This window comes from Amycolatopsis sp. PSD-21 (assembly GCF_055561455.1).
This window is the reverse complement of the sequence record NZ_CM145712.1, coordinates 7,086,876-7,101,159: the sequence shown is the minus strand read 5'-3', so window position 1 is coordinate 7,101,159 and position 14,284 is coordinate 7,086,876. Positions and strand designations below refer to the sequence as shown.

General features: G+C 69.3%; 18 protein-coding genes and 1 pseudogene. 5 read left to right on the top strand and 14 right to left on the bottom strand.

Translation table 11 applies throughout. The features are described 5' to 3' along the window. Positions 1-31 precede the first annotated feature (31 nt). Complete coding sequence (locus tag ACZ1DY_RS33275) at positions 32-1,120, top strand: alpha/beta hydrolase fold domain-containing protein (RefSeq protein ID WP_465482018.1); 1,089 nt, start codon at positions 32-34, stop codon at positions 1,118-1,120. 82 nt (positions 1,121-1,202) lie between these two features. On the opposite strand, the gene ACZ1DY_RS33270 is transcribed toward ACZ1DY_RS33275, so the two are convergent. Further along, positions 1,203-1,574 (bottom strand): DoxX family protein, encoded by a 372-nt coding sequence (locus ACZ1DY_RS33270; RefSeq protein ID WP_465482017.1) that lies wholly within the window; start codon positions 1,572-1,574, stop codon positions 1,203-1,205. Positions 1,575-1,708: 134 nt separating this feature from the next. On the opposite strand from ACZ1DY_RS33270, the gene ACZ1DY_RS33265 reads away from it, so the two are divergent. Then, a complete protein-coding gene (locus tag ACZ1DY_RS33265; RefSeq protein ID WP_465482016.1) occupies positions 1,709-2,356 on the top strand; it encodes a helix-turn-helix domain-containing protein in 648 nt (215 codons plus the stop codon). Here the strand turns inward: ACZ1DY_RS33265 and ACZ1DY_RS33260 are convergent. Next, the gene (locus tag ACZ1DY_RS33260) at positions 2,261-2,614 is read right to left on the bottom strand and encodes a DoxX family protein (protein ID WP_465482015.1); all 354 of its coding nucleotides are present in this window, start codon (positions 2,612-2,614) and stop codon (positions 2,261-2,263) included. The genes ACZ1DY_RS33265 and ACZ1DY_RS33260 overlap by 96 nt on opposite strands. Before the next feature lie 542 nt (positions 2,615-3,156). Here ACZ1DY_RS33260 and ACZ1DY_RS33255 point away from each other — a divergent pair. Then, on the top strand, positions 3,157-3,282 hold the full coding sequence (locus ACZ1DY_RS33255; protein ID WP_465482014.1) for a hypothetical protein: 126 nt from the start codon (positions 3,157-3,159) through the stop codon (positions 3,280-3,282). A 60-nt stretch (positions 3,283-3,342) separates the two neighbouring features. Here ACZ1DY_RS33255 and ACZ1DY_RS33250 read toward each other — a convergent pair whose 3' ends face one another. The 3 genes from ACZ1DY_RS33250 to ACZ1DY_RS33240 form a co-directional block, all read right to left on the bottom strand. Beyond that, on the bottom strand, positions 3,343-4,929 hold the full coding sequence (locus tag ACZ1DY_RS33250) for a succinic semialdehyde dehydrogenase (RefSeq protein WP_465482013.1): 1,587 nt from the start codon (positions 4,927-4,929) through the stop codon (positions 3,343-3,345). A 7-nt stretch (positions 4,930-4,936) separates the two neighbouring features. After that, a complete protein-coding gene (locus tag ACZ1DY_RS33245; protein WP_465482012.1) occupies positions 4,937-5,866 on the bottom strand; it encodes an acetoacetate decarboxylase family protein in 930 nt (309 codons plus the stop codon). Between the two features lie 106 nt (positions 5,867-5,972). Beyond that, positions 5,973-6,482, bottom strand: a complete 510-nt coding sequence (locus ACZ1DY_RS33240) for a TetR/AcrR family transcriptional regulator (protein ID WP_465482011.1) — start codon at positions 6,480-6,482, stop codon at positions 5,973-5,975. A gap of 134 nt (positions 6,483-6,616) precedes the next feature. Between ACZ1DY_RS33240 and ACZ1DY_RS33235 the strand changes: the two genes are divergently transcribed. Further along, positions 6,617-7,798, top strand: a complete 1,182-nt coding sequence (locus ACZ1DY_RS33235) for a saccharopine dehydrogenase family protein (protein ID WP_465482010.1) — start codon at positions 6,617-6,619, stop codon at positions 7,796-7,798. A 41-nt stretch (positions 7,799-7,839) separates the two neighbouring features. Next, positions 7,840-8,760 (top strand): NAD-dependent epimerase/dehydratase family protein, encoded by a 921-nt coding sequence (locus ACZ1DY_RS33230; protein ID WP_465482009.1) that lies wholly within the window; start codon positions 7,840-7,842, stop codon positions 8,758-8,760. Here the strand turns inward: ACZ1DY_RS33230 and ACZ1DY_RS33225 are convergent. The 9 genes and pseudogenes from ACZ1DY_RS33225 to ACZ1DY_RS33185 all read right to left on the bottom strand — a co-directional run. Next, positions 8,724-8,906: pseudogene (locus ACZ1DY_RS33225) on the bottom strand (AraC family transcriptional regulator); the annotation flags it as partial. The gene ACZ1DY_RS33230 and the pseudogene ACZ1DY_RS33225 sit on opposite strands and share 37 nt — an antisense overlap. A 348-nt stretch (positions 8,907-9,254) precedes the next feature. Beyond that, complete coding sequence (locus ACZ1DY_RS33220; RefSeq protein ID WP_465482008.1) at positions 9,255-9,539, bottom strand: DnaJ domain-containing protein; 285 nt, start codon at positions 9,537-9,539, stop codon at positions 9,255-9,257. Between the two features lie 27 nt (positions 9,540-9,566). Next, positions 9,567-9,770 (bottom strand): hypothetical protein, encoded by a 204-nt coding sequence (locus tag ACZ1DY_RS33215; RefSeq protein WP_465482007.1) that lies wholly within the window; start codon positions 9,768-9,770, stop codon positions 9,567-9,569. A gap of 81 nt (positions 9,771-9,851) precedes the next feature. Further along, positions 9,852-10,283 carry an Hsp20/alpha crystallin family protein gene (locus ACZ1DY_RS33210; RefSeq protein WP_257484966.1) on the bottom strand — a complete coding sequence of 144 codons (432 nt, stop codon included), beginning with the start codon at positions 10,281-10,283 and terminating at the stop codon, positions 9,852-9,854. Positions 10,284-10,346: 63 nt separating this feature from the next. After that, positions 10,347-10,760, bottom strand: a complete 414-nt coding sequence (locus ACZ1DY_RS33205; protein ID WP_465482006.1) for a hypothetical protein — start codon at positions 10,758-10,760, stop codon at positions 10,347-10,349. Positions 10,761-11,937: 1,177 nt separating this feature from the next. Then, complete coding sequence (locus ACZ1DY_RS33200) at positions 11,938-12,072, bottom strand: hypothetical protein (RefSeq protein WP_257489994.1); 135 nt, start codon at positions 12,070-12,072, stop codon at positions 11,938-11,940. A gap of 21 nt (positions 12,073-12,093) precedes the next feature. After that, positions 12,094-12,666: a TetR/AcrR family transcriptional regulator gene (locus ACZ1DY_RS33195; RefSeq protein ID WP_257484968.1), complete on the bottom strand. Its 573-nt coding sequence runs from the start codon at positions 12,664-12,666 to the stop codon at positions 12,094-12,096. A 10-nt stretch (positions 12,667-12,676) separates the two neighbouring features. Then, positions 12,677-14,035, bottom strand: coding sequence for an amidase (locus tag ACZ1DY_RS33190; RefSeq protein WP_257484969.1), 1,359 nt, complete (start codon positions 14,033-14,035; stop codon positions 12,677-12,679). Continuing rightward, on the bottom strand, positions 14,022-14,210 hold the full coding sequence (locus tag ACZ1DY_RS33185; protein WP_465482005.1) for a hypothetical protein: 189 nt from the start codon (positions 14,208-14,210) through the stop codon (positions 14,022-14,024). Before ACZ1DY_RS33185 ends, ACZ1DY_RS33190 begins: the two co-directional genes overlap by 14 nt. Positions 14,211-14,284 lie beyond the last annotated feature (74 nt).

The window sequence follows — 14,284 nt, the reverse complement described above, 5'->3', positions numbered from 1 at the left end:
CAAAGCATTTCATCCTACGAACAGGACTATCGTGACCAGCTCATCGACCCGACTCGGCCGCTTCCGGAAAACCCAGGTGGCCGCGACGTTCCTCTCGCTCACGCTGCTGATCGCGGCCTGTGGCTCGAAAACCGACACGGCCTCCGAAGCGCCATCGGCACAACCGTCCGCCGCTGCCGCAGCGGGTTCGCTGTGTGGGCCCGACGGTAAAGCGAACATGCCGTCGGGCATCCCCGAGGCGGGACCTCAAGCCGCCCCGGCCCAGGGGAAGGCCGCGACGCCGACGCACAAGGACATCGCCTACGCCACGACATCTCCGGCACAGAAACTCGACCTCTACCTTCCCGAGGGGGCCACCGGGAAGACCCCGCTGCTGATCGACATCCACGGCGGAGGATTCCTGCTCGGCGACAAGGCACAGGAAGGCGAGTTGCTCGCCCCCGACCAGCTCGCCCAGGGATACGCCGTCGCCAGCATCAACTACCGCCTCGGCTGCGAAGCGCAGTTCCCCGCCGGAGTGCAGGACGTCAAGGCCGCGATCCGATGGCTGCGCGCCCACGCCGCGACCTACAACCTGGATCCCGGCAAGTTCGTCACCTGGGGCCAGTCCGCCGGTGCGTACATGTCGGCCATGGCCGCGGTCACCGGAGACCAGAAGACCATCTTCGACGACGACAGCCTGGGCAACGCCGGTGTTTCCAGCGCGGTACAGGGCGCCGTCGCCTGGTACGGGCCCTACGACTTCGGCGCGCAGGACAAGCAGTTCGAGGAACACCGGCCCGCGTCCTGCAAGACCGAGGTCCTCAAGCACGGCCCGGCGAACGCCCCGGAAAGCACCTGGCTCGGCGGCGCGCTCGACACCGTGCCCGACAAGGTGAAACAGGCCAACCCGGCCACCTACCTGCCGACCGCGCGCTCCATCGCGCCGATCAGCTTCGCGGCGGGAGACTCCGACTGCCTCATCCCGCACCAGCAGTCGCAGGACCTCCACGACGCGATCAAGGCCGCCGGTGGCCAGGCCACCCTCAGCATCGTGCCGGGGGCCGGGCACGGCCCAGAGGTGGACAAGGCCGAGATGCAACCCGCGCTGAAGTTCGTCGGCGGCCTGTTCGGGAAGTGACCGTAGCCGTCTCCCCAGCGGGGCCGATCTCTCCGGGATCGGCCCCGCTGGGGCGCTCTCGTCAGGGACCACAACGGCGCGGTCAGGCCGCGTACCGGGCCACCAGGATCGCCCAGGCGAGGTACGCGCCGTTGACCACCAGCCGCGCCACCGCGCCGGCGGGGCGTTCCAGGAACCGAGGCCGGTCCGCCCGCGCGTGCCACAGTGCGTCCACATGGGACACCAGGTAGCCGGACAGGAGAGCGGCCGCGGTCCATCCCCCGGCGGGCCGGGTGGCCGGAAGCAGCACCGCCACCCCCACCGCGATCTCCGCGACACCGGTGACCGCCACGAGTAGCCCGGCCCGGCCCAGCCACGCCGGGACCAGGGTCCGGAAGTATCCCGGGACCACGAAGTGCGCGACACCCGTCACCGCCAGGAATATCGCCAGCCCGACCGCACCGATATCGTTCATGGCACGATGATGCGGACGAACCAGAGCTGGGCGCTTGAACAAAACGATCGTCGTATCGTCTACGGGTCCGGCGCCGAGACGGCGATGTTCGCCGAGTCGTCCGCGTTCGGTGCCGCACAGCACAGCCTGCCCGCGTGGAAGGTCGTTCTGCCGATCGGTGGCCACGCCGAACTCGTCCGTTCGGGACAGCCTCCCGTGACCGCCGCCGGGCTGATCGTGCCACCGCAGCTCGCCCATTCCTGCGCGGTGGCCTCGCCGTACATCGCCTTGTTCGTCGACTCCTGGCTGCTGCCGCCCGGGCCCGGCCCGATTCGGCTCGACGTCACCGCCGTACGCCGCATCGTCTCGGCGCTCGGCGCCACCGACGAAGACGGCATCGGCACCACCGTGGACTTGACCGCGGGTTACGCGGAACTTCGCATCCTCGCCGAGGCTCCGTCTCCGCTGGACTCGCCGAGGTCGGCCTGTCGGCGCCACGGCTACGTACCCTGGTCCGGCAGACCGTGGGGATCCCGCTCGGCCGTCTGCGGCAGTGGGCACGCCTTCGCGCGGCGATCGCCGAACTCCCGGATGCCACCGTGGCCATGGCCGCCGCCACCGCGGGCTTCGCCGACCAAGCCCATTTCAGCCGGACGGCACGCGGCCTCATCGGGCGAACGCCGGCTTCCCTGCGGCCGCGGCCCGGCTCAGCCGAGCCGGTAGGCGACCGTGACGGCCAGTGTCGCCGTGGCCAGAGCGAGAGCGGGCAGGACGGCGCTGAAGTGGCGATCGCCCACCCGTAGGTGAGCGATCAGTGCCCCGATGAAGAACAGCACCAGCCCGGTGGCCGCCGCCAAGCCGATCGGGGGAAAGACGAATCCCGCGATCAGCCCCACCGCGCCGGCGCCCTGCAGGGTTCCCAGCGGGACCATCCAGGACTCCGGCACCTGGACCTGCTTCGCCGCGGCGACCGGGATGGGGTGCCGCGTGTAGTTCATCCAGGTTCCGGCCGCGGCGCCGAGCGCGGTGACCACGGTGAGGACGACGTAAAGGACGAACACGGGAATCCTCCGGTGAGCGATCGGCCTTGCCCGGTCCTCTACGGCTGTAGAGGCCTCTACGATCGTAGAGGCTGCTTGCCGGAGCCATCCACTCGGCGCGACGGGAACGCACGGGCTGACCCACCGCGTGGGCGCTGGTGAGGGTCACGAGGGTCTGGTATTCCCGCTGGGATCCCGGCCAAGCGCAGAGGCATGTGGTGGTGGACGATCGCGGCCTTGAGCGCCTCGCGGTTGGTCTTGTAGCGATTCGGCTTTGCCGGACATGCTGATCGTAGGCACCTGTGGTGATCGATTCGGCGAGGCGGCCGCGTGAAACGCCGGGCCGGTGGTGGTCCCCTCAGGCCCCGATCTCACTGGTGCCGATCGGCCGCTTCTGGATTCGGCTGCTGGTCACCAACGTGCGCAAGGACCTCTTCGAAAGGAACCGCGGTGTACGGCGCCGATGTCCTATGCCGGCGGTTCGACCTGTCCGGAGCGTGGTCATGCCTCGCGACCGGTACAGTCGGCTCCCGTAGCCGGTCCGGAATCACGAGGCAGCGCACATGACGAAACCACAGGAGCCGTCACCCGAGAACGACGACGAGGAGCTGAGCGGCACCTCTGAAATCGCGGACATGCATTTCGAGTTGCAGGGCAATATCGACATTTTCGGGCAGCAGACGGACTGATCGGGCCTGCGTTGCTGGACGCCGGGGATTTCGTGCTTGTTCCCGGATCAGGTGTGGTGGTCATCGGATACCCAGTGCCCGCAGTGATTTGAACGCCCGGGTCAGGATCCGCGCCCATTGCTCGTGTTCGATTCCGCGGGGCGGGGTGAAGCCTTGGAGTCGCTGGTGGGCGACGGTCTGGGCTTCGGTGTATTTGAGCAGTCCGTCGGCGCCGTGGCGGCGGCCGAGGCCTGAGTCGCCCATGCCGCCCATGGGGGCGTCGATGCTGCCCCAGGCGGCGGCGAACGCCTCGTTGACGTTGACGGTGCCGGCGTGCAGCCGTCGCGCGACCTTGCGGGCCGCTGCGCCGTCGCGGCCCCAGACGCTCGCGTTGAGGCCGTACGGGGTGGCGTTGGCCATCGCCACCGCGTCGTCGACGGACCGGTAGCGGTAGATCGAGACGACCGGCCCGAACGTCTCGTGGTCGAACAGTGTCATCTCCGGTGTCACGTCGGTCAGGATCGTCGGCTCGTAGAACAGCGGTCCGAGGTCGGGACGGGCGCTGCCGCCGGCCAGCACCGTCGCGCCTTTCGACACCGCGTCGTCGACGTGCGCGCTGACGGTCTCGAGCTGTGAGGGGGTGGTCAGCGAGCCCATGTCCATCGAGAAGTCGTAGGCGGCACCCAGGCGCAGAGCCCGGGTGCGTTCGACGAACGCGGCCACGAACGCGTCGTGGATCTCCTCGGCGACGTAGAGCCGCTCGATGGACACGCACAGCTGCCCGGCCGAGGGGAAGCAGGCGGCGACCGCACCGGCGGCGGCCTTGTCGATGTCGGCGTCGGCGAGCACCACCATGGCGTTCTTGCCGCCGAGCTCCAGCGACGCGCCGATGAGCCGCTCACCCGCGTCGCGCGCGATCCGGCGCCCGCTGGCGGTGGAGCCGGTGAACATCAGGTAGTCCGCGCCGGCCATGAGCGCGTCTCCGATGGAGCTGCCACGGCCGACCACCATCTGCCAGACGTCGGCCGGTAATCCGGCCTCGCGCATCAGCTCCATGGCCCACAGCGCGGTCAGGGCGGTCTGGGTGTCGGGCTTCTGCACGACGGCGTTGCCGGCCATCAGGGCCGGGATGGCGTCACCGGCGGCCATGCTGAGCGGGTAGTTCCACGGCGAGATGACCGTGACCACGCCCTTGGGGTGGTGCAGCTCGGTGGTGTGGGTCAGCACCGGGATCGCGCCTTTGCGGCGCTTCGGCGAAAGCAGCCGCCGTGCGCTGCGCGCGTAGTAGCGGGCGGTGATCGCGATGTCGCTGACCTCGAGGAAGGCATCGCGGCGGGTTTTGCCGCTCTCGGCCTGCATCAGGTCGAGAGCCTCCTCTTGCCGCTGGAGGACGAGGTCGTGGAAGCGCAGCATGATGCGCTTGCGGTCGGCCACCGGGGTGGCCGACCATCCGGCCTGGGCGGCGCGTGCCCGGGCGAAGGCCTCCTCGACGTCGTCGGGGGTGGAGACGGGCAGGTCCGCGAGCGGTGCGCCGGTGTAGGGCGAGGTCGTGGTGACCCGCTGGGCGCCGGGGCCGGCGGTGACCAGGGTGGCCAGGCGCTCGACCCGGGCCGGGGTCAGTGAAGCCGGAAGGGTGATGTCGGCGTGGCGCGTGTTCGTGGTGGTCATCTCGTCCTCAGCTCCGGTCCTGGACGGAGGTGGGCACCGGCATGTGCAGTGCCAGCTGGCCTTCGGTGGTGACGTCGAGCTGGATCGTCCGGATCGGCTTCAGCGAACGCAGGTCCTGGCTCATCCGGCCCTCGCCGAGCTGCAGGTCCAGGCCGCGGGGGAACCGGGTGGTGCCTGAGGAGAGCATGTTGATCTGGCTGGTCGTGGCGTGCCAGGCACCGTCGATCGTGGTGTAGGAGGTCAGGGTCGAGACGTGCTCGCCGGTGGGCCGGACGGTCTGCTTCGGGGTGGGCGCCGAGAGGGCGAGGTCGAGGCCGCCCTGGTCGTTGGCGACCCTGGCGGAAGTGCGCTCGGTGTCGATGTCGACGTCGAGCTGGGTGACCCACTTGGGGAAGCCGTAGCCGTCGTGACCGCGGACCTGCGCGATCTCGGTGTTGACCGGAAGCGAGAGCACGTAGGAGTGCAGTGAGTCGTTCTTGAGCCCGGTGACCAGATCGAGCAGGCCCAGCCCGCCGCCGTGCCGGGCAGGCTTGACGGCGATGCCGACGGCGGCCTCGGTGTAGAAGTCGATGTCGCATACGTCGTACCGGAAGGTCATCACCGAGACGATCCCGAGCCCTGGGGCGATCTCGAGCGGATCCAGCTCCTGTGGCAGGCGGCCCCGGATCGCCTTCGTCGGCGCGAGCATCGTGAGCCGGGTCGTGGAGATGCGGTAGTAGAAGTTCGGTGTCAGGGTGGGCCCGATGCGGGAGTCCACGCGGGTTTTCGGCATCCGGCGGAAGAAGTCGACGCTGCTTACCCTCGGGTCCCGCGCGACCTCGTCGAGGTCGGTGTTCATCCGGAACCGGTCGTAGAGGCCGCCTTCGGGGACGGTGACGAGATGGCCTCCGAGGTCGACCTCCACGGTCCGGTCGGTCAGCTTGCCAGGCGGTGTCATGCGCACTCTCCTCAATGTAAGCGGTGTCAACACCGAGGGTTGCACGGGATGTGAGCACTGTCAACACTGGAGGGGGTGAAGGCCTGTGGCCAACGCGCGGCAGGCGTCAGGGTGTGACCGACGCGATGGCGAGGAAGGCTCCGCGCACCCGCTCGGCAACCTCCTTGTCCGACGCCGCCTGCAGCTTGCCGTCGAGGTGCAGGCAGGCCAGGCCGTGCGCGAGCCCCCAGCCGGCCGATGCCAGGGCCGAGCTGTCCACCTCGGGGGAGACCCGGTCGAGTGCGTCGGCCAGCAGTTCGTGCAGGGCGTCGGCGGCCTTGACCCGCTCGTCGTCCGCGTCGTCGCACGGCTTGCCGAACATCACGCGGAAGAGGGCCGGGCGCCGCAACGCGAAGGCGACATAGGCGACCGCGAATTCGGCCAGGTCCGCAAGCGAGGTGGGCGGTGTGCGTCCGTCGCCCAGGTCTGCCAGGAGGTCCCGGAAGCCCTCGACGGCCAAGGCGGACTCCAGCGCGTCGCGGTCCTTGAAGTGACGATATGGCGCTGTTTGGGACACGCCGGCCCTGCGCGCGATGGCACGAAGCGAGAAGGGCTCGCCGGCTTCGAGCATCTCCATGGCGGAGGACAGCAGCGCTGCCCGCAGATCGCCGTGATGGTAGCCACCCTGCCCTGAAGTTGACACTGCTTACTTCACCCTCCTACGCTGTTGTGAGCACTGTAAACATACCGTGTCCGGAGGAATCGAGGCCGATGTCCGCACCCACGAACCCGCGTCCCTTCGACGTCGTGCTCTTCGGCGCCACCGGCTTCACCGGCGGCCTGACCGCCGAGTACCTCGCCGCCCGTCTCCCTCGCGAAGGGAGGCTCGCCCTCGCCGGGCGCAACCAGGCCAAGCTGGAGGCCGTCCGTGGCCGTCTCCTCCGGAGCGACCAGCAGAGGGAGGACATCGCGCTCCTCCACGCGGACTCCTCGGATCCTCGGTCCCTGGCCCGCGTCGCCGAGTCCGCGCGGGTCGTGATCACCACGGTCGGCCCCTACCTGGAGTACGGCGAACCGCTCGTGGCCGCCTGTGCCGCGGCCGGCACGGACTACGTCGACCTCACCGGCGAGCCCGAGTTCGTCGACCGGATGTACGTCGAACACCACGCCACGGCCGAGCGGACCGGCGCTCGTATCGTCCATGCCTGCGGCTTCGACTCGATCCCGCACGATCTCGGTGCGCTCTTCACCGTCCAGCAGCTGCCATCCGGGGTGCCGGTGACCCTCCGGGGCGTGGTCCGCACGAACGCCACCATCTCCGGCGGCACGCTGCACTCCGGTCTCGGCCAGCTGTCGCGACCGCGCGCCATGCTGCGGGCCGCGGCCGGACGCCGCCGGCTCGAGCCACGACCGCGGGGACGACAGGTGCGCACCCGCATCGGCCGCCCCCAACGCGACCGCGTGCTCGGGACCTGGCTGATCCCGCTGCCCACGATCGACCCCGACGTCGTCCGGCGGTCCGCGCTCGCCCGCCCGGACTACGGACCCGACTTCACCTACTCCCACTACGCCGGGGCCCGACGCGCCACGACCGTCGCCGGCGCAGTCGCCGGCTTCGCCGCCGCCCTGGCGGCAGTGCAGATCCCGCCCCTGCGCCGCGCCATCGGCCGACGCATCCCCCAAGGCGAGGGACCATCGGCGCAGCGGCGCGACCGCACGTGGTTCACCGTCGACTTCCTCGGCGAGGGCGGCGGTGAGACCGTGCACACCCAGATCAGCGGCGGAGACCCCGGCTACACCGAGACAGCCAAGATGCTGGCCGAGTCGGCGCTGTGCCTGGCCTTCGACGACAACCCGCCCACCGCCGGCCAGGTCACCACCGCTACCGCGATGGGCGAGAACCTGATGCGCCGGCTCCAGGACACCGGCATCGGCTTCACCGTGATCACCTGAGCTGTCCTCGACACCGCCCCGACATTTCACAGGAGACCCGAATGCAGACCGTCCTCGGCGCCGGCGGACCGATCGCCGACGAGCTCGTGAACGAGCTCCACCGCAACCACACCAAGGACATCCGCCTCGTCAGCCGCAAGCCCACCCGGGTCGACGACACCGACGAGCTGGTGGCCGCGGACCTCACCGATGCCGCGGCCACCAGCCGTGCTGTCGCGGGCAGCGAGATCGCCTACCTCACCGTCGGCCTGCCCCTGGATTCGCAGCTGTGGGAGCGGAAGTTCCCCGTCATCATGCGCAACGTCATCGACGCCTGCGCCGAGCACGGGACGAAGCTCGTCTTCTTCGACAACACCTACATGTATCCCGGAACGCCGGCGCCCCAGACCGAGTCGACGGCGTTCGCGCCGGCCGGCCGCAAGGGACGTGTCCGCGGCGAGCTCGCCACCATGCTGCTGGAGGCCATGCGAGCGGGCCGGGTCCAGGGCCTCATCGGCCGCGCCCCCGAGTTCTACGGGCCAGGCCGGACCACGAGTTACACGAATTCGCTGGTGTTCGACCGGATCAGGGCGGGCAAGCGGCCGTTCGTCCCGGTCAACGCGCGCGCCAAGCGTTCCCTGATCTGGACTCCCGACGCGAGCCGGGCGCTGGCCCTGCTCGGCAACACCGCGGATGCCTATGGCCAGACCTGGCATCTGCCGGTCGACCCGAACCGGCGGTCCTATGCCCAGCTCGTCGAGCTGGCCGGCGAGGTCACCGGCCGCAAGATCGGCTACACGGTGCTGCCGATGCTCGCCTTCCGCCTCGGGCGTCGCTTCGTCAAGCCGCTCGACGAGATGTCCGAGCTGCTCGCCCGCTACCGCGACGACAACATCTTCGACAGCTCGAAGTTCGCGGCCCGTTTCCCCGACTTCCGGGTCACCACCTACCGGGAGGGAGTGGAGCGGATCCTCGCCGACTGACCGCCCGGCCAGTCACCCTGTCGGCTGGGCCGTGACGCGGTGCCGAACCGGTTCCGGTACTCCGACGGCGTGACGCCCGTGGCGCGCTGGAAAAGCCGCCGGAAGTTCGACACGTCGAGGTAGCCGACGCTGCGCGAGATCCGAGCGACCGGGGCGTCACAGCAGTCCGGCCTGGTGCAGGTGGATTGCCGCGGCGATCAGGCCGCTGCTGCCGAGGACGGCTCCGAGCGGGATCCGGCCTGGCCGATCTCGCCTGTGTTGCTAATCAGCATCGGCACCTGGGGCGGGGTCCGGCGCGGGGTGGTCCGTACTAGCTGCGCGGCCGAGACCACCCCACCGTCGTCACCCCGATCGCTTGGGCCAAAGTCCGCACCTGCCGCCTTCCAGCACAACTGGTGTTCACCGCCGACGAGGCCCTCGACCGCGTCGACCTCCTCGCCGGACTAGACGCCACACGCACTCCATTGCCCTCCGGCTGACGGCCGTAGGCTCGATTACGGCTTCTCGCCGTCCTCGGAGCCTGGACGCCATCGGAGGTAGGGCGACGCGCTCCGTCGCTTGTGGACACGGACGGGAATGGCGACGCCGCGCGACCCGGTCGTCCGCGGCGCTTGGGCGCGAAGCGTCCGGTAGGCCGCCAGGACGGCGGCGAGGCGCTCGGGATCCGGGAACCGGCCATCGGGGTGCAGCCTGCGAACGAGACGGCGATACGCCGTCGCGATATCGGCCGAGGTCGCGTCGCGAGCCACCCCGAGCACCGTGTACGGATCGGCCGTCATGATCCATCACCTGCCCCTGAAACCCTGTCAGTGCCAGGGTTCCCGGTCCGCGAGCGCGGGAACACCACGTCGCTGGTCGGCCACGTCGGCGGGATCGGCCTCCGGTATCCGGTTCGCGTCGAACGCCGTGGCCATTTCCTCGTCGAAGTGTTCGCCGGGCTCACCGTCCCCCGCGTGGGCGAGCCGGTGCTGGTCGGCCACGTCCGCCACGGGCTTTTCGTCGTCGAGCATCGCGGTACTCCTGCGCTGAGGGGGCGCGGCCCGCACCGCGGAAGGGCGGGCCGCTCCGCGTCGAGAGGAACTCGGGAACGGTCAGGGCTTGATCTGCTTGGCCTTTTCGCCACTGGTGACGGCGATCTTGCGTGGCTTGGCCTGTTCGGCGATCGGGATGCGCAGGGTAAGCACCCCGACGTCGTAATCCGCGCTGATGTCGTCGGTCGTCAGCGTGTCTCCCAGGAACAGTTGACGGCTGAACACCCCGCGAGGCCTCTCGGCCACCTGGACCTCGGCGTCCCCGCCCGGTTCGAGGGTGCGTTCGGCCTTGACCGTCAGTACGTTGCGTTCCACGTCGATTTCGATCGAATCCGGCGAGACGCCGGGCAGGTCGAACGCCACCACGTATTCGTTGCCGGACCGGTAGGCGTCCATCGGCATCATCACTTGGCGGGAAGCGGTGCCGTTGGCGCCCAGGAACTGCTGGGTGAGCCTGTCCAGCTCACGGAACGGATCGGTTCGCATCAACATCACAATTGCCTCCTTCCTCGTATCGCCACTTCTTCGTGGCGAAAGCGTGTGCCTTCGTTCTTTTCAACGGCGGCTCGCCGCTTCGTGTTCCTGTCCGGCCGCCGTGGTGTCCGGCGAGGAATCGCCGAAGGAGCTGAAGCGGAAACGAATCCGGCCGGCTCCGTCCGCGATGCGGTCGGCAATCGGTTCGATGATCCCGGCCGTGCCCGGCTCGTCGAGGCGGGCCAGCAGACGGGCGAGTTCGTCGGGTGCCTCGACCGGTTCGACGGGTGTCTGGATCAGTGTGCGATGCAGGATGCCGACGTCCCAGCCGCTGGTGTTGCCGCTGCCCGCGGGGACCGCGACGGTGGCGTCGAACAGCCAGCGCGGGGATTTGCCGGGAATGGACGGGGTGGCGTGCGCGGTCAGCCCGATGACCTGGTCGGCACGGAGAAGACCATCGCTGAGAGTGCGTATCCAGACTTTGTTCAACCCCATGAATGCTCCATCGGTTCGTGAGCGGAGTCCGTGTCAGTCGCGGGTGAGATCGTCCAGGTGGTGTCTGCGGGCGGCGACGGCGACCATCGCGACGATGCCCGTGACCACGGTGCTGAAAACGATCACAGCTGTCATGCTTTCCGTCCTTGTGGAGAGGCGTGGTTCGTTAGCACTCTCGACCCCCGAGTGCTAATTCTCTCATAGCACGTCGCGTGCGGGGCCGCAAGTATGCGGGCTTGACATCCTCGGCAAGGCGGGTTACATAGTTTTTCAGAGATGGCTTGACCTGGCTTCGGTCCCTACGACGTTCCGGGGAGTGATCGACATGCGGCACGGTATCCGCCGTACAGCGGTGAACGAAGCGTTCGCCGAGCTGGTGTACGCGGACCGGGTGTGGCTGCGCACCGAGTTCGAGTCGATCATCGCGGCCTCTTTTGCCGATGTCTCACGCATTCCCCCTCGGCGTTCGCGGGGCGTAGCTCCGTCCGAGCGATCACGGGCCGCTCGGATCGCACGGCCGGCGCGTTCACCGACAGCGTGTCCGTGTCCGGCGATCCACGTTGGTGAGCGCTGGATGCGGCAGCGTTCACCTCCGGTACCCGGTTCGTGAGTCCGGCACGGCTGCGTGAAAGGCAGGTGATGTCATCGAGCGCGACTTTCAGGACTGTGACACTCCAGCGGCCCCGCCGCGCGCTGCGGCGGGGCCATTACAAGCCGGATGGGTTCCACCAGTGGTAGACCGCGTGGCACTGGCCGTCGGCCGCCTGGAAGAAGTCCATCCCGCCGGGGCCGGGGTGGTGCTGGGCAGACCGCGGTAGGGGTTGAGGCCGCCGGTGCCGGTGTACCCGAAGTACGGCCGCTCGGCCCGGTTCTGCCGTGGCGTGCAGCGCGCCGAGGGGATCGGGCCGGTGCCGCACCTGGCGATGCCGGTCGAATACCGTGCTCTGTTGCGGGACGAGCTCGCCGTCGTGGTGTGGGCGGCGCGTTCCACAATGGACCGTCGACGGCGACGGGGGCCGCCCGCCGGATCGGCTCGTGTTCGATCTCGCCCCCGCGCCGGGCACCTCGATCGTGCGCTGCTGCCGCGTCGCCGAACGACCGCGCACGCCCTGCTGCGCGTGTCCGGACGGCGGTGTCGTCCACTGTGGCCAGGTCGGCTTCCAGAATGGACGTGCGGTCAGGTCCGAAGATGCGGGTCGGCGAAGAACCGTCCGACTGCGTCCAGCAGCTCGTCTTCACGATCCGGGATGACACTGATCGACCTGGTTGTTTGAAGATCACACTGGCGAATTTCATTGAGTTCGGTCGCCACACGTCGGATCGAAATCCTTGATCAGGTCCGCTCAGTGGCCCCGCCGAAGAGTGTCGCCACCAGTTTCCGGGCGTATTCGGGGCCGAGTTCGCCCGGCCGGAACAGGATGCGGTACATCATCGGCGCGACCGCGCGGTCGAGCACCGTCTCCACGTCCGGCGCCTGTTCGCCCCGTTCGGCGGCCCTTGCGAGGATCACTTCGATCTGCTCGGCCGCGTATGCCGAGCACTGGCCGGCGTTGGTGCCGTCCGGGTCACCGAGCAGGGCGTCGCGGATGTAGGCGCGTCCCGGGGGCGAGGACATTTCGTCGAGGAACTGTTCGGCCCAGGCCTCCAGGTCCGCGACGAGCGCGCCTCGGTCCTCCGGTGGTGCCTCCGGCCTCAGGCGGGCCACGGCGACGTCGGAAAGCAGCTCGCGGAGATCGCCCCACCGGCGGTAGATCGTCGAGGGCGTGACCCCTGCCCTGGCGGCGATCTGAGGCACGGACAACGCGTCGCGCCCGGCCTCGGCCTCGAGCTCACGCACGGCCGCGTGTACCGATTCCTGGACCCTGGCGCTGCGACCTCCGGGACGCACCATCGACCTGCGGCTCATGCCGTCCAGCTTAAGCCGTCGAGCACGTGCTCAGGTCTTCCGCCAACTGGGCTGACCGTTCGTAGGCCCGGCCGGCGCGCAGCAGCACGTCCTCCGCGTACGGACGGCCCATGAGCTGAAGGCCGATGGGCATCCGGGCGCTATCGCGGCCGGCAGGCACCGTCAGCGAAGGCAGTCCGGTGATGTTGGCGGGAGCCGACAGTCGTACGTAGGCGTCGGCCACGCTTTCCGTGCCGCCGTCCGGCCAAGTCACGCTTTGCTGCCCGATGGGTACCGCGGTCACCGGCACGGCCGGTGCGGCGATCATGTCGACGGACTCCATCAGGCGCAGCCATTCCCGCCGCATCAGGGTTTGCGCCCGCTGGGCACGCAGGTAGTCGCCGGCGGACACGAGTTCTCCCGCCTCGAGAAGTATCCGCACGTCGGGTCCGTACAGCTCCGGCGTCGTGCGCAGCGTCCGTTCGTGGTAGGCGGTGGCCTCCGGGACCATCAGTCCCCACTGGGTCGCCTGGATGTAGCGCGCCATGGGGATCTCGACCTCGACCAGCTGGGCTCCGAGTGACTCCAGCCGGGTTATCGCCGCGCGCACGGTGGACTCGACCTCGGGGTCGACGCGGTCGAAATAGTGGTTGCGTGGAACACCGATGCGCAGACCGGCGATCTCAGTGTCCACTGTGTACGGTCTGCCGCCCGTCAGCGCGGACAGCACGAGCCCCGCGTCCGTCACCGTGCGGGTGAGCGGGCCGACGTGGTCCAGCGACCACGACAGCGAGACCACACCGTCGCGCGGCACCAGGCCGAACGTCGGTTTGAGCCCGACCACGCCGTTCAGCGCCGCGGGTGTCCGAATCGAGCCACCCGTGTCGGTGCCCAGTGCGAACGTCGCCGTGCCCGACGCGACCGCGACGGCCGATCCGCCGCTGGACCCGCCCGCGACGCGGCCGGGATCCCAGGCGTTGACCGTCTGCGGCGTGACGAGGCCGTAGGCGAACTCGTGGGTGTGGGTCTTGCCGACGACCACCGCGCCCGCCGCCGCGAGCCGGGCCGCGACCGCGCTGTCGGCGGTGGCACGGTGCCCGGCCCGCACGCGCGAACTGCCCGTGGTCGGCAGCCCCGCGACGTCGATGAGATCTTTCAGCGCCATCGGGATCCCATGAAGGGGGCCGTGCAGGATCCCTGCGGCGATCTCCTGTTCGGCGCGGCGCGCCGACTCGCGCGCGGAGTCCGCGGTCACGGTGACGTAGGCGCCGAGGCGAGGGTCGGCCCGCGCCAGGCGTTCCAGCACCGAATCGACGAGTTCGACCGGCGACAGCTCCAGTCTCCGTATCGCGTGCGCGGCGGCGTCGAGGGTCAGCTCATACGGCTCCATCGTGGTCTTCCCTTCGGTATGGCGCGGTGTCCTCGAAGTCCAGCTCGCGCAGGACCGAGATGACGGAATGGATGTGGTTGGCGGTGGTGGCCACGTCGGCGTGCCGGTCGGCGGGCAGGGGTAGCCCCGCGCGGGCGGCCAAGCTCGCCGCGTCGGAAGGGCCGAGTTCGGGCATGTCAACTCCAAAAGCCAAATATTTGCTTTAAGCGACAGTAGGGCATACAGTCAGCTAAAGCAAATATGTTGCTT